Raw genomic sequence first — 23,583 nt, forward strand, 5'->3', positions numbered from 1 at the left:
GCGGCCGCAAACTGAAGCCCGTGTGCGGAGAGGGTTGAGGATCAGCCGGCGAACTTCAGCCGGTGGTTGTCCACGTAGCCTCCGAAGCCCTTCGCAATGGTGTGGTAATTGGCAAAGCCGTTACCCGTGCTCTCGGCAAGGGTGATGCTGCCGTCCTTCTCCAGCGCGAGAAGGTCCGCCTTGCCGTCACCCGTGACGTCGGCGTACTGGAGCCGGTCGTCGTTGACGTATCCGCCGAAGCCCTTGGCGATGGTGTGGTAGTTGGTGAAGCCGTTTCCGGTGCTCTCGGCAAGGGTGATGCTGCCGTCCTTCTCCAGCGCGAGAAGGTCCGCCTTGCCGTCGCCGGTCACATCCGCGAACTTCAGACGGTTGTCCTTCAGGTAGGTCCCGAAGCCCTTGGCGATGGTGTGGTAATTGGCGAAACCATTACCGGTGCCCTCGGCCAGAGTGAGGCTGCCGTCCTTCTCCAGTGCCAGGAGGTCGGCCTTACCATCGCCGGTCACATCCGCGAACTGGAGCCGGCTATCGCTGACGTACTCACCGAAGCCCTTAGTGATGGTGTGGTAATTGGTGAAGCCGTTACCGGTGCCCTCGGCCAGAGTGACGGTGCCATCCTTTTCGAGAGCGAGGAGGTCGGCCTTGCCGTCGCCGGTTACGTCGGCGTACTTGAGACGGTCGTCGTCGAGGTAGGTCCCAAAGCCCTTGGTGACGTTGTGGTAGTTGGCGAAGCCATTACCGGTTCCCTCGGCAAGGGTGATGCTGCCGTCCTTCTCCAACGCGAGAAGGTCCGCCTTGCCGTCACCCGTTGCGTCGTGCGTGGCGGCGTCCTGGATGTTGACATAGCGAATGGGCTTGAAGGTGCCGTGTCCGCTGAAGTACGGGTAGGGGATCTGGCGGTAGTGAACGCCGCTGGGCGTGAACTCGTAACCCCAGTAGGCGTCCTGGGACGCGTCGGTCCACTTCGCAAACAGGACGACATGTCCGCTGGCGAGCGTGGCATCGTTGAGCAATGCGTCGCCGGGCTTCAAATCGCTCTTGGAGATCCACTTGGCGAGACCGGTGGGGACCAGCGTGTCCGTCGTCTCGGACCGGTCCAGGCCCCATGCCATGGAGACATAACCCGAGCAGTCCGTGCGATAACCCTGGTACGAACCGCCCCAGTTGTAATTCAGGCCCTGGTCGACCCAGGAGGCGGCGCGTTCAAGGGCCTCGCCACGGGTGAGCGATGCCTTGGCGCTGGCGGCGGCAGCCGCAGCGACGAGCCCTCGGGCCTCCTTCTGCGGCACGGGGGCGACGGCGCCCTGGCCACCCCCGCCGTGGTCCTGCCGGGCGTCGGGCGCGGTCGACGACGTGTCGGCGCTCGCGACAGGCGCGGTGGTCACCACAGAGCCCAGAGCCAGGGCCGTCGTGGCGATAACGGTAAGGGTGCACCTGCGGGCTATGCCGGAGAGCTTCATGACGTCCTTCTGTGTGCGCACAGCCTCCAACCCGACGGCTGTTCATGGAGGCTGCGCGGAGGGAACGGTGGCGACGAACCGGAATGCCCACCGCCGGCGCGCCGTTCTGACTTGCGGCGTGCCGGACGGAATAGCGGTCAATCCGTTTCGTACGCCTTGAGTGAGGCGGAGCCGGGCGAACGGCAGCATAAGCAGCACCTAAATGCGCCGCAAACAAGGCCATTCTTGGGGCATAAAGGGTAAATACCTTGTTATCTACGCATGTATAGTCGTTGCCCGTTTTGAGCGGAGGGTTCATTCTGCGTTACGTTGAGGGGTTTTCCATGGATGCGGGTTCGCCTTGCGGGTCGGCCCCGAGCATCCCGAACTAGAGCCGTTCCGGCGGGTCGCACGAGCATGCGGCGTCTCGTGTGATGGGCCTGCCCAGTGGCCATCAAGCGCCTATTTTCGGCCAATCCGTCACGGGTGTCGTCCGATGCTCCCTCATGTGCGGTTTTTACCACATCGTGATCATGATGAATGTACGCATGACCGACGCTCACCGCTTCTCGCACGTGCCGGCGCGCTACCGCAGCTGTCGCCAGTGCGCCCCGTACACCGGCCGCGCCCGAGTCGGTCTACGGCCGTTCGCAGCCGACCGCGCGGCAGCAACCCGGCGGCCGCCGGCGAAGGGCGATGCGGCGCGAGTTCCCACAGCGAGAGGGCCGGTCTACTGCAGCGCGCAGCCGGTCGGAGTCTGGGATGCGACACGGCTCGGCGCTGGGAAGTCGGGTCTGGTGTGATCCAGCTGCCGCGGCTGGCCCGCCCGCAGCAGTCAGTATTAGTGCAACGTGCCCGGCGTACGTACGCGTTGTCAGCCCCGGCCGCGGTCACGGGTGCGTAGTGCCTGCCAGGCAATCGGCGACGGCGGCGTGGCTTCGGGTATCCCGCGCGTAGGTCAAGGCGGCGATGACGCGGCTGACTGAGTTCGGCTTGCCGATCGTCGCGCTGTCAGGTGCCGCAGTTCAACTGCGGTCGCTCATGTCCCCAATGCCGTACCGGCTACAGGGAGTTTGCGTAGGCACGGTGCGTGTCCGCGACGCGCGGATCGTCGCACTCGGCGCCTCGACGCGGCTGTCGCACGAACTGGCCGCGATCGCCCACCGGATCCTCCGGTGCCTGGTCGAACAGCACGGCCCCCGGCCCTGGCCCCTGCCCCTGGCCCCTGGCCCCTGCCCCTGCCCCTGCCCCTGCCCCCCGGAGGAGACGGCACCGTACGGCTCGGGCTCGACGCCTACGTACGGACCGGGGCGGGCGATTCGCGCGCGGTGCTGGCACCCGCCCAGCCCGCCTGCCGTACAGAAGTGGCTCGCCGCACAGGCCAGGCTGCGTCTGTCGGTCCGCACTACGACGCCCGGGGCGACACACCGCCCACCACCCCTCCAGTGGGCCGCTGGCCGACTGGTTCGACGCGCTCGTACACGTCCGGGCAGCCTCCCCCCTTGGAGCAGCACTTGGATTGTTCGGCTGCCCCCCGGACCCGGTTCTCCCGAACCCTCGCGGGTGTCAGCCGTCGTCGTCCTGATCGTTTCTGGAGGCCCGGCGCCCCCGCGTGACCGCGAGGATGCTGCCTGCGACGGCGATCACGGCGATGGCCAGGGCGATGCTGAATCCGCCCTCCGTATCCCAGTACACGTCTTCCAGGCTGATCAACAGCGCCGCCTCGTCGACGACGAGGGCCAGGCCCACCCCGTAGGCCAGCCCCAGCCAGGCACGTGCCCGCGCCGAACGTTCGGCCAGGCTCGCCGCGCCCACCACCGCGAGCAACAGAATCCCCCACACGTAGTGGTGCAGATGTACTCCGCCGGCCTGCACGTCGCCGACCCCGGCCACGTCGATGTGGATGAGCCAGGTCAGCAGACGCATCCCGCCGAAGGTCAGGGCGAAGCCCCACCAGGCCAGGATGAAGCCCCGGCGTTTCGGGGAGATGCCGGGCAGCAGGCGCAGCCAGGGGGACGGACGCTCCGTGTGCCCTGACGATGCCTGGCCGGACGTCTTCGAGGACTTCATCCGGACTCTCCCGCCGTGAATTTCTCGATCAGTGCGGCCATGGCGTCTGGCGCGCTGTAGTGAGCCGCGTGGGCCGCGCCCGGAATGTCCTTTGCATGCCCGTCGGCAACCAGGTCAGCCACGCGCCGCGTCCATGTGCCGGAGGCGATGGTGTCACCTGTTCCCCGTACGACGAGTGTGGGCGCGCGGACCTGGGAGAGGTTGACCTCGAATGACTCGGCCGCGTCCCGCAGCGAGTGGCGGAAGGAGGCGGCGCAGCGCAGGGGGCCGGTCACCAGGTAGTCGAACGCGGCCAGTGACAGCAGACCGAGGGGCTCGCGGGGAACGTCCGCGACGAGCCATGCGAACTGGCGCCAAGCGGGGACCCTCGGTTCGAGTGCCGGACCGATGAGCACCAGGCGGCTCACCAGCTGAGGATGGCGGGCGGCCAGAGCCGCAGCCACCTGGCAGCCGACCGAATTGGCTACCACCAGGCTCGGGCCCAAGGACAGTCGCCGCTGCAGGCGAGCCAAGGCGTCTGCGTGCTGTCCGACAGTCGGTGCGCGACGCGCGGCGGCCCGCGAACGCACGTTGCCCGGCAGGTCCGGCACCACCACGGTCGCCCCGCTCGCGGCCAGCCGACGCGCAAGCGGGGTGAAGTACCGCCCCGAGAGCCCGAGTCCGTGTACGAGCACCATGGCTGGGCGGTCCTCGCGTGGCGAAGGCCCGTATCTGCGGGCGAAGAAACCGGCGTCAGTCATGTGATCCACGTTCCCACCATCGCCTCCCGCACAACCCGGACCGTGGGTCCAGTTCTGCGTACGGGCTGGTTGGCCTGCGGTGTCGTCGGCAAGCCCGCGACGCGGCCGCCACCCCGAAGGCGCACAGTGACCAGCTCGAAGGCGTGCGAGGGCTGGCCACTCCAGCTCCTCCCTGTCAGGGGCCGCCAGGACTTGCCGGAGGTTGCAGGTACGACAGCCGCCGCCACACCGAGCGTGCACACGGCCGGCTGCACGGAAACCCAACCAGGCAGGTGCGGCAGCCAAGGATGGTCCGGTCCTGCAGGCGGCGAAGCACATCCGGCGCCCCTGCCTCCCGCCTCCCGCCGCACCGGAAAGCGCCCCGTAGGTGGGGATTACGTAATGCGCTACGTAGATCGCAGATGAACGGCGCGGGGCGGACGTATCCGGACGTAGCGTCGGCGACAGCAGGCAAAAGCTCCTCTGAGCGCAACAGCTCAGAAGCGAGACCAGCTCGCAACGCGAAGAAGAGCCAGAAGATATGTACGAGCGAGGGAAGTGCATGATCAGTACGAAGAAGACCGGTATGAAGGCGCAGGGCGGTCGTGTGGCCGTCATCGGTGCGTTGGGCCTGGCCTCGGTGGCTCTGGCCGCCGCGCCGGCGTTCGCCAAGGGCAACGCCGACATCACGGCGCCCTCCACTGTGCAGGTCGGCAAGACTTTCACGGTCTCGGCACAAGGGGACGACGACGCCTCCCTCTACCTGCGAACATGCCTGGAAAACCGCAGCGGCGCGCAGGCGTGGCACCAGGTGACCTGCGGTGACGTGGCCTGGACGGGCAACGGTGCCAAGGTCACCGCACACGTCAAGGCCGCGCAGCGCGGCACCCAGCAATACCGTGCAGTGGTCTACGGCCTCTCCAGCCCGACCGACCGCCACCCCATACGCCAGCGGACCTCCGACCCGGTGACGGTCAACATCCGCTAAGTCGAGCAGCACAGTCGCGGACAGCCGGCACCAACGCCGCCAGGCCCCGGGGATGCCATAGCGGATCCCCGGGGTCCATGCTGCGTCCAGAGCGACGGCCACTGGGGCAAGCCGCTTTCGGAGGCAGACCCCGTCGGCGCGGTCACCGTCCATCTCACCAACGCCACCTCATCCGGCAGTACACCAGCCGAGAAAGATCCGGACGGTTTCAGCCCACCGGCTCCCCCTTGGGTGAGGACGACGGCACGCCGGCCCACCGGTGCAAGGCAGCTTCGAGGCTCGTGGCGGCGGCGGTGCCGGCGGTGTCTGAGGCCCAGGCGACCACCCCGTCCGGGCGTACCAACATCACGGTTGGGGTCGCGGGGGCGTCGGTCACGCTGCTCACCCGCCCGGACCAGGCCGCGGCGAGGTGGGCGAACGCGCCGTCCGGAGTGCGGTCGAGCAGCAGGAATCCGCCGTCGTGACCGTGGTCCACCAGACGGGAGCCGTCCCCCAGCCACACATCGGGGACGAACCGCCCCACCAGAGGGTGGTCGCCGGGCAGATCGACACGCTGCGTGACACCGGAGATCTTCTTGACTGCGTAGGTCGTGCCCGCCCGGGTGCCCAGCAGATCGGCGACGACCTCCCGGAGCGCGGCCGACTTAGCGTCCCCGCGCATCACACCGATCTGGGCCCGCGTCCAGTCCAGCACCCAGGCACCGAGGGGGGCGGCGTTCGATGTCGTAGGTGTCGAGCAGTCCTGCGGGCGCCCACCCGGCGACCACGGCACCGAGCTTCCAACCGAGGTTCATCGCGTCGCCCACACCGAGGTTGAGCCCCTGACCGCCGAATGGCGAGTGCACGTGCGCCGCATCACCAGCCAGCAGCACCCGCCCCGAACGGTAGGTCGCCGCCTGTCGGGCATTATCGGTCCAGCGGGTCGCGGTGCCGCGCAGCGCAGTCAGAGTGACGTCGGTCCCCGAGACCCGGCGCAGACTGGCCTGCAACTTCTCCAGGCTCACCGGCGTCGAGCGGTCGGCCGGCGGAGCCTCGAACTCCACGGTGACCACCCGCCCGGGCTGCGGACCGTAGCGGTACGCCCCTCGGGCCGACCACGCCCACCCGTTTGCCAGCTTCTCCGGGTCGGCGATGTCGACGACCGCCAGGTGCCCGGTGAGCTCGGGGTCGGTGCCGGGGAAGTCGATGTCCGCGAGGCGGCGCACGGTGCTGCGCCCACCGTCGCACCCGACCAGCCACCCGGTGCGCACCGTGCCGGCAGTAGTGCCGACGAGCACGCCGTCGCCGGTGTCTTCAAGCGCGGTGACCTCCACTCCGCGACGCACCGGTACGCCGAGTCGCGCGACATGGCCGGCCAGCAGCTCCTCCAGCTCGCGCTGCGGCACCATCCTCGCTCCGGCGACCGCGGTGTGGGCGGCGAGGTCGGGATCGGACCAGTCCACGAGGTCGGCGTCGAGCATCATGCCCGCGAAATGCCCGGTGAACCGCGTCTCGCGCGCTCCCCGACCGCCACCGGGCTGCTGGTCGTCGACCACGCGAGCGAACGATCCCACCCGCTCAAGCATCTCGCGCTGCACCTGCTCGGCGGCAGGCAGCAGGCCGCGGCGATCGAGCGCCTCGGCCGTCGGCACGTTGATCGCCCCCGCCTTCATCGCCTCGTCCGGCTCGGCCCGTCGCTCCAGCACCTGCACCGCCGCCCCGGAGAGCGCCAGCTCCGCGGCGAGCACAAGGCCCACCGGCCCGGCTCCGACCACGGTCACGTCCACATTCACACCCACGTCCCCGTTCTGACCCTGGTCCTGGTCCTGGTCCTTCACATGTGTTGTCACGAACAGCGTTCTACAAACGAACAGCGTTCGCGTCAAGCTATGATGGTTCGGTGAACCCGAGAGAACGACGCGCGGCGCGCCACCAGCCACCGAACCCCGGCGCCGAAGCCGGCCCCAGGCCGCGGCGCCGCAAGGCACCCATCACCGTGGACCAGGTCGTCAACACTGCGCTCGACATCATCGCCACAGAGGGTTACGAGGCATTGACCATGCGCCGACTGGCCGGCGCGCTCGACACCGGCCCCGCCTCGCTCTACGCCCACGTGGTCAACAAGGCGGACCTGGACGAACTGCTCATCGGGCGACTGTGCGCCGAGCTCGTACTGCCCGAGCCCGACCCCGCGGCCTGGCGGCAGCAGGTCCGCGGCGTATGCACACAGATACGCGACCAGTACTTGAAATATCCCGGAATCTCCCGCGCCGCGCTCGCCATGGCCCCCACCGACCTTGAAATCGTGCGCGTCAGCGAAGGAATGCTGGCGATCCTGCTCGCCGGCGGCGTCGCCCCGCAGGCCGCCGCCTGGGCCATCGACGCCCTTTTGCTGTACGTGGCCGCCTACTGCCTGGAAACGTCGATCGCGCGTCAACGATCGGCATCCGATGACGCCGCTTGGGTTCTTGACCGCGACGAGCTGCTACGCCGGTTCACCGCCCTGCCTGCCGCCACCTTCCCGTACACCACCCGCCACGCCGCCGAACTCACCGCCGGCGAGGGCCACGACCGGTTCGACTTCACCCTCGCCCTGATGATCGACGGCCTCGCGCACCGCTGACCCGGTGTCGCCCTCACACCTCGTCGGACAGATGAACGGCAGGTTGGTCGCAGCGAGCCGACAGCGCCCCAGACACACCCAGCTCAGCGAAGACAACACCGCTCACGTGATGCGACTCGTACGGCTCCAGCCTCCCCGCCCGGTCGGTCGAGGCGCGCTTCGTGCACGAGCTGGGTCTTCTTCGAACGACGGCGGTTCCGTGCACCCTGACAACATCCCACCGTGACGGCCCCAGGACGCGCGACCTCCGTCAAGCATGCGCCGTCTGTGCCCGCCCGTGCCCAACCATGCCCAGCACCACTCCCCCGGCCGCCTATCGCACCTCGCACCCCGTAGCCCCCCGCGTTCCGCATTCCGCATTCCGCGTCCGTCAGAGGCTCCTAAGGGACCAAGGCCAGAACGCGGGCCGGAAAAGCAGTACCGTTTCTGGCCTTGCCTACGCCGACCACGATGTGTGCACCGGTCGGGGGCAGGGCGTGCAAATTGGTGAGTAGTTCGACCTGGTAGTTGTCGTGGTCGAGTACGTAGGCCTCGCAGGCGTACCGGCGGCGTGCGTTCTCCGCCGCGGTCGCGCCCTCGGGGCCGTCTGCGGTGGTCCACATCCCGGGGTCGGCGTCGATGGTTTCGTGGCCGATGGCCGTGACGGAACGTTCGACCAAGAGGTAGCGAAGAGCGTCCAGGCTCCAGCCTGGGGTGTGGGAGATGCCGTCCGAGTCGACGTTGCGCATCGCGTCGATGTCGGGCCACCTGCGGGACCAGTCGGTACGCAAGGCGGCGAAACAACCTGCGGGGACCGGGCCATGGCGTCGCTCCCAATCGAGTACGTCAACCCGGCCGAGGCAGCGGTCAGGGTTGTCGGTGACGGCCTGGGAGATGTCGAGGACGGTCAGGGGAAGGACCAGGTCCTCGACCGGCAAGGCATCAATGGTGCGGCCCCCGGCCACCATCTCGGCTGGGGCGTCCACGTGTGTTCCCCATGAGCCGGCGATGCGGTGGTAGACCGCGTCGAAGCCATCTCTTTCAATGGTCATTTCCCGGTGACGCTGCTCGTCGTCGAATTCCGGTTCGCGCGGCTGTCCAGGGCCGAATGCGTGCGTCAGGTCCAGCACCCGCATGGAGATCATATGGCCCATCATGTCCGGTTCGGCTGCCGTGAAGCGGGAGGCGATGGCCAGAGACGGATCACGTTGCCTCTAATAGCTCATGCCGTTGTGCCGCGTGGTGGTGAGCGGGCCTCGACGGAGACTGCTTTAAGCAGGTCGCGCGCCGCCAACACGGTCGGCGAGGCAGCTTCGTGAATTCGGAGGTCACATGCGCGCGTGCTGTTCCTGCTTCCCGTGCGTCAGTGCGAAGCGAGGCCGCGAAGTTCTTGTACGCAGCACTTCGCGCCGCCGCCGCTCTTCGCGAGCTCGCTCAGATCGATGCCGATCGGCTCGAATCCGCGGGCGCGCAGGGCGGGAAACAGCTTATGGGCGGCCTCGGGGAGCAGGACGTGCCACCCATCGGAGACGGCGTTGAGGCCCAGGGCCTCGGCGTGGGCGGAGTCCGCGAGCACCGCGTCGGGGAAGCGATGTCGCAGCACGGCGCGGCTGGCCTCAGAGAAGGCTCCCGGGTAGTACATGATTTCGTCCGCGGCGGGGTCCAGGACGGCCAAAGCCGTGTCGAGGTGGTAATAGCGAGGGTCTACGAGTTCGAGGGCGAGCACAGGGCGGTCGAAGAACTCCTGCGCCTCGGCGTGCGAGGACAGATCCGTGCGGAAACCGTGGCCGGCGAGCAGCCAGGAAGAGGTGATCGCGTAGTCGCCCTCGCCTTCATTGAGGTGTTCCGGCTCTCGATACGCGGTGACGCCGTGCGAGAGAAACCACTCACGGTGGACGGCTGCCTCCAGGACACGTTCGCGGTGTGTGAAGCGCGCACCCAGCACACGCCCATCGATCACGGTGGCGCCATTGGCCGCGAAGACCATTTCCGGTGCCCCGGGGCGCGGCGGCAACTCCTCCACGGTATGCCCGAGGGCACGAAGACGATCCCGCAACTGCTCCCACTGCCGGCAGGCCACGGCAGCGTTCACCGGTTCGTCAGGATCCATCCACGGGGTGCGGGCCTCAGTGACCTCGAAATACGTGGGGCGGCACATCAAGTAATGACGGGTCGTGGCGTGACGCGGCAAGGCAGCTCCTCACAAACCTGGCAACTCTTCACCCCCGTTGCGATCTGCCCCCTCCTGTTCGGCAACGGCCCGGCTGAGCTGCTGCACGTATCTCTCGAAGATACGCGCTACGGCCACGACCTTGGCCTGCCCGAGACGGTCGTACGTGCGCTGCTACAGTCGCCTATCTCCTAGCCCGGACTCGATCGACAGACCAAGCGCCCAGCCCCACCAGCACGGCCGCCCCGGCGGCGTAGACCGGCAACCACAGGGTCGTGGTGACGGACAAGCAGTCAGCAACCGCGGTATGACGGTGAACGTCTTGTGCATGGACCAAGGCAGCAGCGTCGCGACCGGCCGGATTCGCCAATTCTGCCTCAGTTCGAAGGCTTTCGTAGGTGCCCAGTGCGGGACACTTGCCACGCGTGCCCGGCATCGGAAACAGCCACGCCCAACGCTGCAGCATGGGAGCGAGTGCGATCGCTATGCACAGGCCGACGACCAGTGAAAACGCCGCCAAACTCCGTACGTACGCAGATCGGAGGCCGGGCGCCCACGTCGGCAGCCGGTAATAGCAGAAGATCACCGCCAGGAGCGTCACCCCGATGTACGTGGCGAACCACTGCCACGAACCTTGTGCGAGTGCGGCTGTCAGCACGGCGGCGAGCGCGATGACGATAACCCCCGGCTGACCGGAAGCCTCATGGCTCACACTGGTGAATGCCGGGCTCCGGGCTCCTTGACGGCTGGGATCGTCCACGTTCTCTCCTGCCTGTTCCGGCTATCAGCATCCAGACACATCGCACCGTCGGCCTGACGCCATGCCGGACCACCCGCAAGCCTGACCCGGATGGTGGGCCCGCTACCTGATTCCACCTCTACATCCGCATTCGCATTCGCATTCGCAGCCTTGTCGTCACCGGGCAGCGCGCTGAACGCTGAATATCGCCCGTATTACTTGGAGGAGACCATGTCCATATCCCCCCACCTGCCTGCCGATCCGATGCCGAGCTACCGGGCCGTCGAGAATCTGATCGCACGCTACGCCGAGCTCGTGGACGACGGCGATTTCGCAGGTCTCGGCGTCCTTCTCGCTGACGCCACCTTCATAGGCAGTGGCGAGCCAGTGAGCGGCCGCGACGCAATTGAGCAGCTGTTTCAGGACGCTCTGATCGTCTACGCCGACGGCACGCCGCGGACCCAGCATGTCACGACCAACGTCGCCATCGAGGTCGACGAACAGGCCGGCACGGCGGTTGCGCGTTCGTACGTCACCGTATTGCAGGCGCTGCCCGACCTGCCGCTGCAACCCATCGCCGGCGGTCGGTACCGCGACCGTTTCGAGCGCCGTGAAGGGCAGTGGCGCTTCGTGGAACGGCGGGTCTGCATCAACCTCGTCGGCGATGTGAGTCGCCATCTGCGTCAAGCCGCCGCAGAAAAGTAGCTCCCTTCGTTACGCCTATTGCCCGCACATTGCTCAGGGGGCTGCGGCTGAGCGCTTCACATGGCGGGTGAGCACCTGAGTTGGCGACGCCGAGTGTTTTAGCCAGCGGTGCTGGGCGTGATGGCTGCGTCTTCTCTAGGCACTGCCTCTCCCTCCTGTCCCTCCGATCACAATCGGAGGGACAGGAGCCAGCTCCAGATGTGCCAGGACACGCTAGTTGCAACCGTCGCACCGTGGTGACCACCATTGTTGGAACCAGTTCCGGCCATTCAGTGTCCGCGATGTCAGCGGATGCTTTCCTGGAATGCACGGCGTTGGGCCAAAGTTTGCGCACAGCGGTACGTGCGGCACCGGCCTGGCGGTGTGGTCGTACCGTGCGGGGTTCCGTCAGTGCGAGATTCGTCTGGCGGCGTTCGCCTGCCACTTGCGGCCGAGGGAGCGGATCAGGCCCGGGTACACCCCGAGGTACCGGAAGGGCTTGATGGCGGCCATGTAGAGGGTTCCGAACCGTCCGTTCGGCTTCACCAGGACGGCCATCTGGCCGCGGTAGCCGCCGGACCCGTCCGACACCCAGCCGATGTGCATCACCCCGTGTACGGTCTTGTTGCCCATCTCGGCGGCCCACTCATCGTCCGTCTGGTAAAGGGAGATGAAGGGGGACGAGCCGAGGTCGGGGCCCTGGGGGCCCTCGCGAAGGTCCGTCGGCAGCCGGTCGCGCAGGGAGGGCAGCCGGGCGCCAACGCCGGTGCCGGACTTGTCCCAGCCGAGCAGTGTTCCGAGCTTCCAGCGGACGGCGAAGAGAACGCGCGAGACGGGCCCTTCTCCCTTTACCCCGCCACTCATGCCATCGGCGAGCTGGCGCACCAGCCACGCCAGGTCGTTGGGTCCGCCGGGGGTGGGCAGTGCCCACACATCCTCAACCGTGAAGTCGCCGGCGATCTCGTGAATCCGCCAGGGGCGGTAGGTGTGGGCGGTTCGGGGAAGTCTCATGAACAAACCCCTTCCTATACGGTGGCGTATAGACCAAGCGTAGAACCATTTATACGCCCGCGTATACTCGGCAGGGGCGTGAGGAGGCACACACTATGGGCGCGATCCGCACGCCACGGGGCAAGTGGATCGAGGAAGGCTTGCGGGCCCTCGTCGCGGGCGGCCCCGAAGCAGTCCGGATCGAGGCACTGGCGCAGGCGCTCAATGTCAGCAAGGGTGGCTTCTACGGGTACTTCCGCAACCGGGATGCGCTGCTCACCGAAATGCTCGACACCTGGGAGTACGAGGTCACGGAGAGTGTGATCGAGCAGGTTGAGAGCGGCGGGGGAAGTGCCAGGGCCAGACTGGAGCGACTGTTCGCCATCGCCGCCGCCGCTGCTGACGGGCCGGTGCGGGGCACTACCGCCGATATCGCGATCCGCGATTGGGCCCGCCGCGACGCGGCCGTCGCCGAGCGCCTGCGCCGCGTCGACAACCGCCGTGTGGACTACCTGCGTTCCCTGTTCTCCTCCTTCTGCCCCGACGAGGACGAGGTCGAGGTCCGCTGCCTGATCGCTGTCTCGGTGCGCATCGGCAACCACCTCAACGCCGCCGACAACGGCAAGCGCAGCCGCGCGGAAGTGATGGAGCTGATCAGGCGAAGGTTGCTGGAATAGCCACTCCCGCCACCATCCTCGCAGCCGTAACGCCCAGGCAGGCTCACGCGACGGTGCAGTGGACGCCCGTCGGTCGACAAGGGCCGGTCAGGTTGCCCGGGCACGGAGACGGCAAGCCCCGTTCCACGATGCCTGACCAGGTGCCGACTAACGCGTCGCGGCGCGCGCCGGGCCCCGCACGTTGCTCAGGGAGCGCTCAGTGGTGCGAGACCCATGGCGGCGTTCAACCCGTTCGAAGTGCGACATTCACTGTTCGCGTCGGCGCGCGCAGGTGGAACCTACAGCGTCGGCGAAAGCGCGAGCGAGTGGGGTGAGTGCGTCCCAGCGACGTACTGCCCAGCCCACCGACAGTTCAGGCAGGTCGGGAATGGGCAGGAAACGAAGCGGGCCGGGCTCCTCGGGTGCCTGCTGGTCGGGCAGGGCAGGCACGACGGCGTGGCCGAGGCCGAGTTCCGCCAGGAGGATGGCGGTGTCCCAGTCGGCGACGCTGGTGTCGGACCTTACTTGAATGCCGAGCTTCGCGAAGGCGGTGTCCAAGTGGGCTCGGGAGGAGGAGCTTTCCGGGAGTCTGATGTGCCGGATGCCTGCCAGATCGGCGGCTTCGACATGCGATCGCTCCGCGAGGGGGTCGTCGGCTCGTACGGCCAGCACCCAGGGCAGTTCGACCACAGAACGCTGTTCGATGCCGCGGACCGGGCTGCCGAGGGTGATCCAGGCAAGGTCGAGGGCGCTGGAGGCAAGCGCGTCGAAACAGTTGCGACTGGAGGTCTCCGTCTGGAACTCCAGGCTCACCTTGGGGAAGCGTCTGCGGAAGTCCACCACGGCTTCGGCCATGAAGTGCCGCACGGTGGTGGCTCCGGTTGTCACCCGTACGGAGCCTGCGTCGCCGCGTACCAGCTCTTTGAGGTTGCGAAGGGCCGAGTCGAGACCGGCGATGCCGTCCGCTGCCGCCGCTTGCAGTATCTGTCCCGCCGAGGTGGGAGCCACCCCTCGTGGGTGGCGTTCCAGAAGTTGCACCCCCGTCTCCCGTTCCAACCGTTTCACGTGCTGGCTCACTGCAGATTGCGTACAGGAAAGTTCCCGGGCCACGGCGCTCAGGCTGCCGGCCTGGCACACCGCGACGAAGACGCGCAGATCGTCGAGAGTCATGATCCCCAAGCTATCCCTTGGGTGAGGCTCATAAAACCCGAGGGTTGACTCTGGCTTTGCAAGGCGTCGATGATTTTCGGGGCGGCAACCTGCCCTGTACACGAGAGGAACCCACGCGTGCCCACGTCCCCGTCTCTCACCAACCTCCCCTCCATTCACCAGCGGACCATTGCTGTACTCGGCCCAGGCGGAGTAGGCGGCCTTCTGGTCGGAGTGCTTTCCCGGGCCGGGCACCGGGTCATCTGCGTGGCCGGGCAGGACACCGTCCGGACACTGCGCCAGGACGGCATCCGAGTGTTCAGCGGGCAGTTCGGCGACTTCACCACGCGCGTCGAAGCGGACACCGAACTGCGCGAGCACGTCGACCTGTGCCTGATCACGGTCAAGCACACGGCGCTTGACGCGGCTCTGGAACGGATACCGGCACAGGCACTCGGCGACGCGCTGGTCGTCCCCCTGCTCAACGGCGTCGAGCATCTGTCGGTGCTGCGCCGGCGTTACGACGCGCAGGAAGTCGCGGCGGGTGTGATCCGGGTCGAGTCGACCCGTACAGCTCCGGGCATCATCAAGCACGGCAGCCCGTTCACGGAGATCGACCTGGCTGGAGCGCATGACCGCCTTGCCCCGACGGCCGCGATGCTGACTGACGCCGGGGTGCGCACGCGCGTGTCCGATGACGAGACTGCCGCACTGTGGACAAAGTTGGCCTTCCTCGCGCCCTTTGCCCTGCTCACCACCCGGTACGCACTCACCATAGGCGCAGTGCGCACCGAGCGACGCGAAGAACTGGCGGCCCTCGTCGAAGAAGCCGCGGCGGTGAGCGGAGCCTGCGGTGCGCCCACCGATCCCGCAAAAGCTCTGGCGTTGTACGACACGTTCCCGGCCGACAGCAAGTCGTCCATGCAACGCGACGCAGAGGCGGGCCTTCCGCTGGAACTCGATGCGATCGGCGGGGCGGTGCTGCGGGCAGCCGAACGGCACGGAGTTCCAGTGCCAGTGGTGAGCCGGCTGATGGCCGAACTGACTGGCTGACTCGTGCCGTAGCGACACGGTTCCGTAGCAACACGACTCCGTAGCAACACGGCTCCGTAGCGACACGGTTCCGTAGCGGTTGCGGCTTCAGGCGGCGCAGACCGTGCTGGCCAGAATCACGTGGACGGCTGTGCCGCCAAGGATGCTCAACAGCGCGTTGCGGCGCCATAGATGCAGGCCGATGGTGACGGCCAGAGCGACGAGCGGAGCCAAGCTGCGTGCGTGAGTGAAGGAGAGGTCGCGCAGACAGTACGCGAGGAGGATCACCATGACGCCGGCTGGCATGCGGGAACTGAGGTACTGGACGGTCTTGCTGGCGCGCAGGGGTGTGAGGGCGGCGAAGGGCAGGGCGCGCAGGCCCCAGGTGATGGCGGCGGCGACGAGGATGGCGGCGATGGCGTAGCGCGCGTCAGGCATGGGTCGGCTTCCTGCCGGTGGTGAGTTGGCGGGCCAGAAGGGCGGCGGCGAACAGGGCGAAGGCTGCCAGGAGCATCTGATCGGGGAACAGGAAATGGGCGGCCAGAGCGCTGAGCAGGGCGAGCGCGGGGGTCGGCAGGTCACCGCGCAGATCCCGGACGGCGTCGAGGGCGAGGACGGCGAACAGAGCGGTGAGGGCGAAGTCCAGCCCCGTGATGCTGTCCGGGATGAGAGAGCCGAGCAGGGCTCCGGCGGTCGCGCTGCCGGCCCAGTACAGATGCAGGAAGAACTGCAGCCACAGGATGCGCCGACTGGACCAGGAGCGGGCCTGTTCCCCGGTGGCCAGCGCGTACGCCTCGTCGCACAGGGCGAAGGCGCTGTACGTCTTGCCGAGGCGGCCGGGTATGCGGTGCAGGGGGAAGGACAGCGCGTAGAAGACGTGCCGTACGTTCACCATGAACGCGGACAGCGCGATGGTTGCCAGCGGGGCTGCGGCGGTGACCATGCCGATGAGCAGGAACTCGAACGATCCGCCGAACGCGAGCGTCGCGGACAGCCCCGCCCACCACCAGTCCAGACCCGACTGCGTCACCAGCGCCCCGAAGGCGAGCCCGACCACGACGAACCCCAGGCTGGCACCGGCTGAGTCCTTGAGCGCCGCACGCGCATGCGACGGTGTTACGGAGGGAGGGGCGGACGTGGAAGGAGAGGTGGGCGTGGAAGGAGAGGTGGACATGGGTGGCCGAGAGCGGCTCTCGACAGCGGCAGGACTTTCTCGCATGGCGAAATTTTAGAAAGATTCTCGCCTCATATGGTTACCGCTTATCGCTCTAGGATGGCGTTGTGAGCAATAAAGTGACCCTTGATTCCGTTGATCGCGACATTCTGTTTCACCTCAGTCAGGACGGGCGGCTGACCAACGTCGAGCTGGCCAAGCGGGTCGGCCTGACCCCGCCGCCCTGCCTGCGCCGGGTCAAGCGGCTGGAGGAGACCGGCGTGATCACTGGGTACCGGGCCGTCATCAATCCCGAGGCCGTGGGCCGCGGCCTGGACGTTCTCGTCGCCGTCGAGATCTACGCCCAGGACCGCAAGAGCTTCGAAGAGTTCGAGAACACCGTGGCCTCCTACGAAGAGGTCATAGAGTTCCGTCGCATGTACGGGCGCCCCGACTACTTCCTCCGCGTCGCCGTCGCCGACCACGCCGCCTACGAAGCCTTCCTCACCGGCAAGCTCAGCTGCTTGCCGGCCGTCCTCCGCCTCGAATCCCACCTGACGATGAAGGAACTCAAGGCCAACCCGTGATCTCGGCCCGGCCACGGCAGCTCACGCGGCCGGCTGCTGCCGGATGTCTGCGGACAGGCGTCCTCAGCGGCTGAACCGTACGTCTCACAGCCTACGATGCGGCCCATGACTGTCACGTATGAGTGGCGCGGCGATTTCGACAACGCCGCCGTCAACGCGCTCCACGCGGAGGCGTTCGATCACGTCCAGATACCCATCGATTGGCACACGCAAGTGCACCGCCACAGCCTCGGCTGGGTGTGCGCCCGGAAAGGCGGCAGACTTGTGGGGTTTGTCAACGTCGCCTGGGACGGTGGCGTCCATGCCTTCATTCTCGACACGATGGTCGCCCAGGACGTGCGCAAGACCGGGGTCGGGACCGGACTCGTGTCGACCGCCGTGAAGGGGGCTCGCGCAGCGGACTGCGAATGGCTCCACGTTGACTTCGACGAGCATCTGCGCCCCTTCTACTTCGACGCGTGCGGCTTCAAGCCGACGGACGCAGGGCTCATCGCCTTGCGCTAGCTCAGGCTTACTCCGCAGTCGGTTGCCCGCCCGGCCAGGCCACCTCCGCTGTAACCCGTCGCCGAACGCGCCGCCATCTCGCCGTACTCCTACGCTCCCCTGCCCCTGTTCGTATTCCTGTTCCAGTTCCTATTACGCCCGCAACAGGTCCTGCACCGCTTTTCCAGGGTCGAGGTCGCGCCGGGTGGTAGGTGGGCGGCGGCGTCGATGTCGTGGACGACGACGTACCGTACAAGCACGCGAGGGTTCTTCTGGCGGCGCCTGTCGGTACGTCTCGACGGGTCCGACGGCCTGCCTCCCTCCTCGCGCGGCCAAGCGCTTGCACCTCACCCGCCCACGACCTCGGCGCCGTGTCGCGACCGATACCTCCAAGAGGTCCAGGACTGCCGCCCGAACGGGTAACCGGGTGAACGGGCAGCCTAACTCGTATGACGATCGTCGTCCTCAGGCAAAGTCCTCGGGGAAGTAACCACCGGCATCGAGCCCTGCCCCCGTTCCCGGAGACGCGCTCATGATCGTCACCATTGTGGTGGCCCTGGTTGCCCTGCTCCTGGGCGTGATCGCCCATCACTTTCTGCGCCGCCGGGACAGCGACGCCGACGTCTCGGGCCTGTCGGTGCAGGACCTGATCAGCCCGGTACAGACACTGACCTGACCATGCTGATCCTCGCCTTCGTCCTGGCCACCGCCGCCACCTCGTACCACAAAGTCCAAGAAGCGGTGCACACCGAGGCCAATGCGGTGGACCACTTCGTGGAGGTCGCCGACTTCTTCCCCCAACGCCGCGCAGCGCCACCGGCTGCAGACCGACGTGGTCTGCTACACCAGGGCGGTACGTCACTTCGAATGGCCGGCCATGTCCCACGGCGAGGACTCGACGGTGCCCAGTGCCTGGACCACCGATCTGTGCACCGTCTTCAAGCGCGCTGCCCGCACGCCAGGCTCGCACCGGAGACCACCTACCGACTGAGCGGCGTCGTCTTGCACGCCACCCCGGGTGCGGCGGGCCAACGCCCCATGAACAGGCGCCGGAACGGCGGAAGGATGGCTCCCTTCCGCTCGGGTGCCGTCCGTCCTGCCTATTCTTCAGGCCTGATCTTCACCTTCAGGACTGGTCTTCGCTGAGCCAGAACGGGTCCCAGCATCTGTGTTGCGGTCTGGTCGCAGGATGGAAGCGGAGGCCGTAGGGGCCGTCGGAGCTTGCTTGCGGCAGGTCTATGAGCCAGTCGAGAACATGGTCGGGAAGCTGGTCGGGATCGTCCAAGTCGGCCAGAAAGGCGGCTTGGCCGCGGGCGTTATAAGGCGTCGGCAGGGCTATTTCGGCAGCGGTCGCGCTCTCGATAATGCGCTGGCAGATGCTGTGCCAGCGCCCCTGCCCCCACCATGAGTCCGTGTAGCTCGTGGAACCGCCGATGGTCATCAGGATCAGAGTCGTCTCCGTCCCCAGGACCTGGTGGTCGAGTTCTTTCCAGCGGGAGAGCTCGTCGGTGACAGTGGAGGCTACTTCGCTCCAGCCGGAACCGAACAGCGAGTGAATCGGGGTGCCGTCGGGCAAGGACCAGTGCGGGTCCATCAGCGCCGAGCGGATGCCGTCCCAGTCGATGCCTTCCAGCGGGCAGACGTACTCTTGGACGATACGGGTGACGGCAATGTTGACGCGCGCCATCAGCACGTCGGTATTCAGGTGGTGCTGCTCCACCGCGGTGTTGTTCCGCCAGCACCAGGCGGCAACGCCGAGCGCCGCCGCGTCCGGCACGATGTCGGGCGCGACGTCCTTGCCCGCCATTCCGACGACCCATTCCAGGTACGTGCTCAGCCATTCGTGCTCGCTGACTTCCCGCAGGATCTCGACCAGCGGCAGTCGTCGGAAAGCGGCGGCCGGCTCAAATATTCGGCGGATACGGGCGAGGGCGAACTCCTGCTTGGCCTCCTCAGGAGCGGTATCGGCGACACGAACATGCGTGGCATCCAAAAGTCCCGCATGGCCTGCGGCACGGGCAACTGTGATCACCCCATCCTCCCCGGATGTCCCCACGGACAGTTCGATGGCGTCGTCCAGCATGGTGTAGGACTCGGGCCAGTCTCCTGTGACATCGTCGAACGGCTGCAGCTCCAGCGCTCCTACCTGGGGCCGGTATTCGGCCACTAAACAGCCGTCACCACGCCACAGTTCCGAGAACAGCACAGCACCCACTTCAGGATCGAATTCGCCGTCCCACTCCTCTGGCAATTCGAAGCCCGCCCATTCCAGCGGCGCCAGTAGGTCGTGCAATCGGTCCACGAAGTCGCTCCACTGGTGGTCCGTAGGGCGGTTCCCTGCCGCGGATGACGGCGTCCCTGTGTGGGCAGGTATGCCGGCCATCGTCGGCAGCTGGTCGCGGTCCGCGTGAGTATGGGCTGGAGAGCTACCGAGCATGGTCCGCAACTCCTCGGCCTGCTGAACGTCCAGCTCCCTCTCCGCAGTGCGGCACCGCGCGCACAGGTAGCGGTATTCCTTGCCGAAGCGCGCCGAATAGCGGGTCAGGGAACGCGTCTGCCCACAGTCACGGCATGGGCCGCGGCCGTTCTTGGGCCACCACAGGTACCACTTACCGTCGTAATTCCACGGCTTGGGAACGATTCCCCGGCCGACCAGTTCCTCGGCCAGCCGTCGCAGACACCCGCCGCCAGGGTGGCGAGCCGCGCTCGCGTAGAGCAGGTCGTGCGCGTCCTGAACCGCGGCGTCCGGAACCTCTTCGCCGCTTTCCACCCGGCGCAACACACCCAGTGCTGCCGCCAGTTCGGCCACCCCTTCGGTATCCGCGCCCGTTGTACGTCCAGAACCTGAGGTGGTGGCTATGGCTAAGTCGATGTCTGCCTGAGAAGGCACGGGGATGGTCACCCGCGCAGCGTAACCCAGCCCTGTGACACCGCCGGTGGTTTGTCCGTGCGGCGGGCTGTCTCCGCGGCAGGCCGCCTGTGCGGCGGGCTTGTCAGTGGCCCGGGTTAGTCTCGGAGAGCGATAGGGAGGGGGTTTGCATGACGTACGGTCGGTTGTCGCCGGAGGTGCCGTTGGGGCCCTTCGCGAATGCACCCGTCGAGGTCTGGTCGACGCCGGGCAAGGCGGCCAAGCTCCACGCCTCGGAGCACTGTTCCCGGGCCCGTACCGGGCGTATGGCCGCTTCGGAACTGCCACTCGGCGAGGCGGCCAGGCGGATGTGTCCGCGTTGTGCCGAGCACGGGCAGTGGGCGCGGCCTGGCACGGGGGCGGGCATATTTCTTGAGGCTTTGACCGGCCTGGGCCTGCTATACGAGTTGGAGCGCTACGCCGGGGCGGACGAGGACACGCGCAGCGATGACGAGGTGCGGCAGGCAGCCGCCCTGCTGAATCGGCTGCCTCGCGGCGAGCATGAGAATCAGGGCGGGCCGCAAGAGCCAGGCGGGTCGCGAGAGTCAGGCGGGTCGGAAGAGCTGGGCGGGTCAGAGAAGTCGGACGGGTCGGAAGAGCTGGCAGAAGACGAGGACGACTGGCACGAGGTGCAGGAGGCCCACAGCGAGCGGGCCCTGATCTTCGAGCAGTGGCGCGACGCAGCTGCGAGCCTGCACCGGGCGCACCAGCTCCTGGCTCCGTTTCCGTGGCTACGGCCCTGGGCCGACGCCGGCCTGCGGCAAAAGGCTGCCTACGTCGCATTGCTGCAACGGCAGGCCGGGCAGCTGGTCAGCCGGGACGCACTGGTGGTGGCTGCATGCGCGGGGGCCATGGAGCCTCCGGACTTGCCGGTGGAGGACCCGGCGCTCGCCGCGCTGGGCGCATCAGCGACGGTCCGGTCGGAGCTGGCGTCGCTGTGGCGGCGGTGGAACGGGCGCGCGGCTAGCAGTTGGGAGCACCCCCGGGAGCATCGCTACGTGGCGCACCACCTCACGGACGGGATGAGCGGGCGGCGGAAGGGGCGGGACGCCGTACTCAGATGCGCGTACCAGCTGGTGTCCACGTGGACGGCTGCAGCTGAGGCTGCCGCGGTCGGTGAGTACGGGGAGCGAACCCTGATCGCTCGCCTCCCTGAGCGGCGTCCGGAACGCCGACCTGGCCACGACGAGTCGTTCCTCCATGACCTCAGCGAATGGGAGCTGGCCGTGCTCGCCTCCTGGGGCGTGGACGCGGATTGGGAGCGGCTGACCGTCACGCTGCGGGTACCCGAGCCCGTCGCTGTTCGCCTGACGTCCTCCGACTCGGCCCTGCCCTGCAGCCTGCCCGAAGATGCCGTTGCCGAACCGGTGGCTGCGCCTGCACAGTCGGTGGAACCCGGGGTGTTCGACGACGGACCGATCGCGCAGCGGCGACCGGTGACCGCGGGCCACCTTCAAGCATTGCGCACCGTCTCGCGGGATGCCGATCAGCTCTATCTGGTGCTGTCCGCTGCGAATGGGCCGGAGGTGATGTCCCTGTCGGAGCTGGAGCGGCGGGTGAGCAGCGGCGAACGATACGTGATCGTCGCAGCCGCCGGCGGCCTGCCTGAGGAGGTGTTGCCCCAATGGCACGAGCAGGTCGAGGCAGCCGACTCTCCGGAACCCGGATCGGTCTGGCCATCGCGCAGTTCCGATCCGGAACACCCGGACTTCGGTCGCAGCCTCGGCATAGCCGAGGGCGAACAAGTGGTGGCGCGGCTCAGTAGCCTCGGCGGCAGAAGCCGGGACGCCGACGTCGCGCTGCGGTTCCTGATTCTCGCGCGCGGAGTGACGGATCTGCGAGTGCTCGAAGGCACGTACGACGAGATCGGCTACCGCCGGAATGTTTTCCCTAATGACGTGTGGCATGGCTTGTTGGCCATGGAACAACTGCACCTCGCGCCCTTTAGGACGGTTCCCGAAGACGGGTCGCGTGGCGGGTCGGGCCTGCCGCTGGGAGTTCTGGCGCGGGTGCAGTTGTACACAACGGACGCCGCCGGAAAGTTCCAGGGCAGGGCCCACTCCCCCGATTGCGCGCACCAGCGCGACGATCGCGGCCTGACCAGGGGCTATGACCTGGTAACCGTGAAGGAGATGCTGCACGCGGAGCGATTCGACCCGTGCAGCAAGTGCGGTGGTTACGCGACGCGCCGTCTGACCGAGGCGCAGATCGCCTACTACCGTGCGGCGCACCGGGTGCACGAGTGCGCCCGCAAGGTTCGGTGGGCTCTGGGAAACCGGGACCTGGCCGGGGACTGCGCTTCGCTCGTGGCCAAGGTGAAGGAGTGGAGTGACCGGAAGGCGGCGGACGAGTGGTTCGAGGCAGGGAGCCAGATAGTGCGCTGGCACCACGCCGTGGGCGAGCTGTACCAACAGGCACGGGAGCTGGTGGAATGACATGACATCAGCATGAAACCGTGGTGAGCGGGTTGCGGTTGCGCGGTTGGCGGGGCGTTATGCGTCGAGGGAGGCGTCGCGGACTCGTCTGCCCGTCTGCCCGTTTGCCCGTTTGCCCGTTTGCCCGTTTGCATGCGGCTACAGCCGGCAGCTGATCTCCATTCCGTCTTCCACCGGGAAGGTCACGCTCTCGTACCCGTTCGCCGTGTCACGCACGTAGTCGAGGTACGGCTGAACGGTCTCGAACTCAACGTCGTCGGCGGCCACGATGCTGCCGGGCGCCAGGCGGGGTTCGAGGAGTTGTAGGACGGGCAGGTACAGGTCCTTCCATCCGTCGAGGAGCAGAAAATCGACCGGGGTGGCAAGGTCGGCGAGGGTTTGCCGGGCATCGCCCTCCAGCACGGTGACCACATCCTCAAGGCCCGTCTCGGCGAAGGTTCGCCGGGCGGCGGCCACCTTGTTGTGGCTCATCTCCGTGGTGACAACCTTTCCGGCTCCGTTGTCACGGACGGCGGCGGCCAGGTACAGCGTGGAGATTCCGAAGGAGGTGCCGAACTCGATGACGGTGGCGGGGTGGATGGCCCTGACGAGGTTGTAGAGCAGCTTGCCGCCGTCGGCGGAGATCGGCATGTAGATCTCTTCTGCCGCGTCGGCCTGCTCCTGTGGAGTTGCTGGTACGTAGCCGGAGGACCGTCGCGCCCTGGCGCGCGTCGCGGTTTCGCTGTCGTGTGTAGCGCCCTCGAACATGCGGGTCAAGGCAGTGGCGACTCGGGGGTCAGAAAGCGTGTGTAGCTGCGTTGCCA

Annotated in this window: 21 protein-coding genes and 1 pseudogene; 9 read left to right on the forward strand and 13 right to left on the reverse strand. The window is 67.3% G+C overall.

Annotated features, from left to right (window positions below):
• Positions 1-41: 41 nt before the first annotated feature.
• From ACH4OW_RS31790 to ACH4OW_RS31800, 3 genes are all read right to left on the reverse strand, one after another.
• On the reverse strand, positions 42-1,457 hold the full coding sequence (locus ACH4OW_RS31790) for an FG-GAP-like repeat-containing protein (protein WP_398031271.1): 1,416 nt from the start codon (positions 1,455-1,457) through the stop codon (positions 42-44).
• A gap of 1,545 nt (positions 1,458-3,002) precedes the next feature.
• The gene (locus ACH4OW_RS31795) at positions 3,003-3,506 is read right to left on the reverse strand and encodes a hypothetical protein (protein ID WP_360134112.1); all 504 of its coding nucleotides are present in this window, start codon (positions 3,504-3,506) and stop codon (positions 3,003-3,005) included.
• Positions 3,503-4,183, reverse strand: a complete 681-nt coding sequence (locus ACH4OW_RS31800; RefSeq protein ID WP_360134109.1) for an alpha/beta fold hydrolase — start codon at positions 4,181-4,183, stop codon at positions 3,503-3,505. Before ACH4OW_RS31800 ends, ACH4OW_RS31795 begins: the two co-directional genes overlap by 4 nt.
• Before the next feature lie 604 nt (positions 4,184-4,787).
• On the opposite strand from ACH4OW_RS31800, the gene ACH4OW_RS31805 reads away from it, so the two are divergent.
• On the forward strand, positions 4,788-5,213 hold the full coding sequence (locus ACH4OW_RS31805) for a hypothetical protein (protein ID WP_398031272.1): 426 nt from the start codon (positions 4,788-4,790) through the stop codon (positions 5,211-5,213).
• 208 nt (positions 5,214-5,421) lie between these two features.
• On the opposite strand, the pseudogene ACH4OW_RS31810 reads toward ACH4OW_RS31805, so the two are convergent.
• Positions 5,422-6,979: pseudogene (locus ACH4OW_RS31810) on the reverse strand (FAD-dependent oxidoreductase).
• Between the two features lie 113 nt (positions 6,980-7,092).
• On the opposite strand from ACH4OW_RS31810, the gene ACH4OW_RS31815 reads away from it, so the two are divergent.
• Entirely contained in the window at positions 7,093-7,815 is a 723-nt protein-coding gene (locus ACH4OW_RS31815; protein WP_398031274.1) for a TetR/AcrR family transcriptional regulator, read from the forward strand.
• A gap of 380 nt (positions 7,816-8,195) precedes the next feature.
• Here ACH4OW_RS31815 and ACH4OW_RS31820 read toward each other — a convergent pair whose 3' ends face one another.
• From ACH4OW_RS31820 to ACH4OW_RS31830, 3 genes are all read right to left on the reverse strand, one after another.
• Positions 8,196-8,939, reverse strand: a complete 744-nt coding sequence (locus tag ACH4OW_RS31820) for a cyclase family protein (RefSeq protein ID WP_398031275.1) — start codon at positions 8,937-8,939, stop codon at positions 8,196-8,198.
• Positions 8,940-9,157: 218 nt separating this feature from the next.
• Complete coding sequence (ddaH, locus tag ACH4OW_RS31825) at positions 9,158-9,985, reverse strand: dimethylargininase (RefSeq protein WP_398031277.1); 828 nt, start codon at positions 9,983-9,985, stop codon at positions 9,158-9,160.
• 163 nt (positions 9,986-10,148) lie between these two features.
• The gene (locus tag ACH4OW_RS31830) at positions 10,149-10,724 is read right to left on the reverse strand and encodes a hypothetical protein (protein WP_398031279.1); all 576 of its coding nucleotides are present in this window, start codon (positions 10,722-10,724) and stop codon (positions 10,149-10,151) included.
• A gap of 210 nt (positions 10,725-10,934) precedes the next feature.
• Between ACH4OW_RS31830 and ACH4OW_RS31835 the strand changes: the two genes are divergently transcribed.
• On the forward strand, positions 10,935-11,408 hold the full coding sequence (locus ACH4OW_RS31835; RefSeq protein ID WP_398031281.1) for a nuclear transport factor 2 family protein: 474 nt from the start codon (positions 10,935-10,937) through the stop codon (positions 11,406-11,408).
• A 387-nt stretch (positions 11,409-11,795) separates the two neighbouring features.
• Here the strand turns inward: ACH4OW_RS31835 and ACH4OW_RS31840 are convergent, their stop codons facing one another.
• Positions 11,796-12,398: a DUF2867 domain-containing protein gene (locus tag ACH4OW_RS31840; RefSeq protein ID WP_398031283.1), complete on the reverse strand. Its 603-nt coding sequence runs from the start codon at positions 12,396-12,398 to the stop codon at positions 11,796-11,798.
• A gap of 95 nt (positions 12,399-12,493) precedes the next feature.
• Here ACH4OW_RS31840 and ACH4OW_RS31845 point away from each other — a divergent pair, with 95 nt between their 5' ends.
• On the forward strand, positions 12,494-13,054 hold the full coding sequence (locus tag ACH4OW_RS31845) for a TetR/AcrR family transcriptional regulator (RefSeq protein ID WP_398031285.1): 561 nt from the start codon (positions 12,494-12,496) through the stop codon (positions 13,052-13,054).
• Between the two features lie 246 nt (positions 13,055-13,300).
• Here the strand turns inward: ACH4OW_RS31845 and ACH4OW_RS31850 are convergent, their stop codons facing one another.
• Entirely contained in the window at positions 13,301-14,203 is a 903-nt protein-coding gene (locus ACH4OW_RS31850; RefSeq protein ID WP_360134083.1) for a LysR family transcriptional regulator, read from the reverse strand.
• Positions 14,204-14,320: 117 nt separating this feature from the next.
• Between ACH4OW_RS31850 and ACH4OW_RS31855 the strand changes: the two genes are divergently transcribed.
• Entirely contained in the window at positions 14,321-15,235 is a 915-nt protein-coding gene (locus ACH4OW_RS31855; protein ID WP_398031287.1) for a ketopantoate reductase family protein, read from the forward strand.
• Positions 15,236-15,322: 87 nt separating this feature from the next.
• On the opposite strand, the gene ACH4OW_RS31860 is transcribed toward ACH4OW_RS31855, so the two are convergent.
• Both ACH4OW_RS31860 and ACH4OW_RS31865 read right to left on the reverse strand, forming a co-directional pair.
• The gene (locus tag ACH4OW_RS31860; RefSeq protein WP_398031289.1) at positions 15,323-15,652 is read right to left on the reverse strand and encodes a branched-chain amino acid transporter permease; all 330 of its coding nucleotides are present in this window, start codon (positions 15,650-15,652) and stop codon (positions 15,323-15,325) included.
• Entirely contained in the window at positions 15,645-16,271 is a 627-nt protein-coding gene (locus ACH4OW_RS31865; RefSeq protein WP_398031290.1) for an AzlC family ABC transporter permease, read from the reverse strand. The genes ACH4OW_RS31860 and ACH4OW_RS31865 overlap by 8 nt, the downstream gene beginning before the upstream one ends.
• Before the next feature lie 224 nt (positions 16,272-16,495).
• On the opposite strand from ACH4OW_RS31865, the gene ACH4OW_RS31870 reads away from it, so the two are divergent.
• From ACH4OW_RS31870 to ACH4OW_RS31880, 3 genes are all read left to right on the forward strand, one after another.
• Positions 16,496-16,954 carry an Lrp/AsnC family transcriptional regulator gene (locus ACH4OW_RS31870; RefSeq protein WP_360134071.1) on the forward strand — a complete coding sequence of 153 codons (459 nt, stop codon included), beginning with the start codon at positions 16,496-16,498 and terminating at the stop codon, positions 16,952-16,954.
• Between the two features lie 105 nt (positions 16,955-17,059).
• Complete coding sequence (locus ACH4OW_RS31875) at positions 17,060-17,458, forward strand: GNAT family N-acetyltransferase (RefSeq protein WP_398031293.1); 399 nt, start codon at positions 17,060-17,062, stop codon at positions 17,456-17,458.
• A gap of 511 nt (positions 17,459-17,969) precedes the next feature.
• Positions 17,970-18,113 carry a hypothetical protein gene (locus ACH4OW_RS31880; protein ID WP_398031294.1) on the forward strand — a complete coding sequence of 48 codons (144 nt, stop codon included), beginning with the start codon at positions 17,970-17,972 and terminating at the stop codon, positions 18,111-18,113.
• A gap of 450 nt (positions 18,114-18,563) precedes the next feature.
• On the opposite strand, the gene ACH4OW_RS31885 is transcribed toward ACH4OW_RS31880, so the two are convergent.
• The gene (locus tag ACH4OW_RS31885; RefSeq protein WP_398031296.1) at positions 18,564-20,339 is read right to left on the reverse strand and encodes a hypothetical protein; all 1,776 of its coding nucleotides are present in this window, start codon (positions 20,337-20,339) and stop codon (positions 18,564-18,566) included.
• A 137-nt stretch (positions 20,340-20,476) separates the two neighbouring features.
• On the opposite strand from ACH4OW_RS31885, the gene ACH4OW_RS31890 reads away from it, so the two are divergent.
• On the forward strand, positions 20,477-22,780 hold the full coding sequence (locus ACH4OW_RS31890; RefSeq protein ID WP_398031298.1) for a hypothetical protein: 2,304 nt from the start codon (positions 20,477-20,479) through the stop codon (positions 22,778-22,780).
• A gap of 138 nt (positions 22,781-22,918) precedes the next feature.
• Here the strand turns inward: ACH4OW_RS31890 and ACH4OW_RS31895 are convergent, their stop codons facing one another.
• The gene (locus tag ACH4OW_RS31895) at positions 22,919-23,527 is read right to left on the reverse strand and encodes an O-methyltransferase (protein WP_398031300.1); all 609 of its coding nucleotides are present in this window, start codon (positions 23,525-23,527) and stop codon (positions 22,919-22,921) included.
• Positions 23,528-23,583: the final 56 nt, after the last annotated feature.

The organism is Streptomyces sp. NPDC017056 (assembly GCF_044332485.1).
Lineage (GTDB): Bacteria > Actinomycetota > Actinomycetes > Streptomycetales > Streptomycetaceae > Streptomyces.

Coding starts and splice junctions, on each gene's coding strand:
- ACH4OW_RS31805 (WP_398031272.1), top strand. CDS start 4,788: ATGATCAGTACGAAGAAGACCGGTATGAAGGCGCAGGGCGGTCGTGTG.
- ACH4OW_RS31880 (WP_398031294.1), top strand. CDS start 17,970: ATGATCGTCACCATTGTGGTGGCCCTGGTTGCCCTGCTCCTGGGCGTG.
- ACH4OW_RS31850 (WP_360134083.1), bottom strand. CDS start 14,203: ATGACTCTCGACGATCTGCGCGTCTTCGTCGCGGTGTGCCAGGCCGGC.
- ACH4OW_RS31790 (WP_398031271.1), bottom strand. CDS start 1,457: ATGAAGCTCTCCGGCATAGCCCGCAGGTGCACCCTTACCGTTATCGCC.
- ACH4OW_RS31820 (WP_398031275.1), bottom strand. CDS start 8,939: ATGATCTCCATGCGGGTGCTGGACCTGACGCACGCATTCGGCCCTGGA.
- ACH4OW_RS31860 (WP_398031289.1), bottom strand. CDS start 15,652: ATGCCTGACGCGCGCTACGCCATCGCCGCCATCCTCGTCGCCGCCGCC.
- ACH4OW_RS31840 (WP_398031283.1), bottom strand. CDS start 12,398: ATGAGACTTCCCCGAACCGCCCACACCTACCGCCCCTGGCGGATTCAC.
- ACH4OW_RS31800 (WP_360134109.1), bottom strand. CDS start 4,183: ATGGTGCTCGTACACGGACTCGGGCTCTCGGGGCGGTACTTCACCCCG.
- ACH4OW_RS31890 (WP_398031298.1), top strand. CDS start 20,477: ATGACGTACGGTCGGTTGTCGCCGGAGGTGCCGTTGGGGCCCTTCGCG.
- ACH4OW_RS31835 (WP_398031281.1), top strand. CDS start 10,935: ATGTCCATATCCCCCCACCTGCCTGCCGATCCGATGCCGAGCTACCGG.
- ACH4OW_RS31875 (WP_398031293.1), top strand. CDS start 17,060: ATGACTGTCACGTATGAGTGGCGCGGCGATTTCGACAACGCCGCCGTC.
- ACH4OW_RS31795 (WP_360134112.1), bottom strand. CDS start 3,506: ATGAAGTCCTCGAAGACGTCCGGCCAGGCATCGTCAGGGCACACGGAG.
- ACH4OW_RS31845 (WP_398031285.1), top strand. CDS start 12,494: ATGGGCGCGATCCGCACGCCACGGGGCAAGTGGATCGAGGAAGGCTTG.
- ACH4OW_RS31895 (WP_398031300.1), bottom strand. CDS start 23,527: ATGTTCGAGGGCGCTACACACGACAGCGAAACCGCGACGCGCGCCAGG.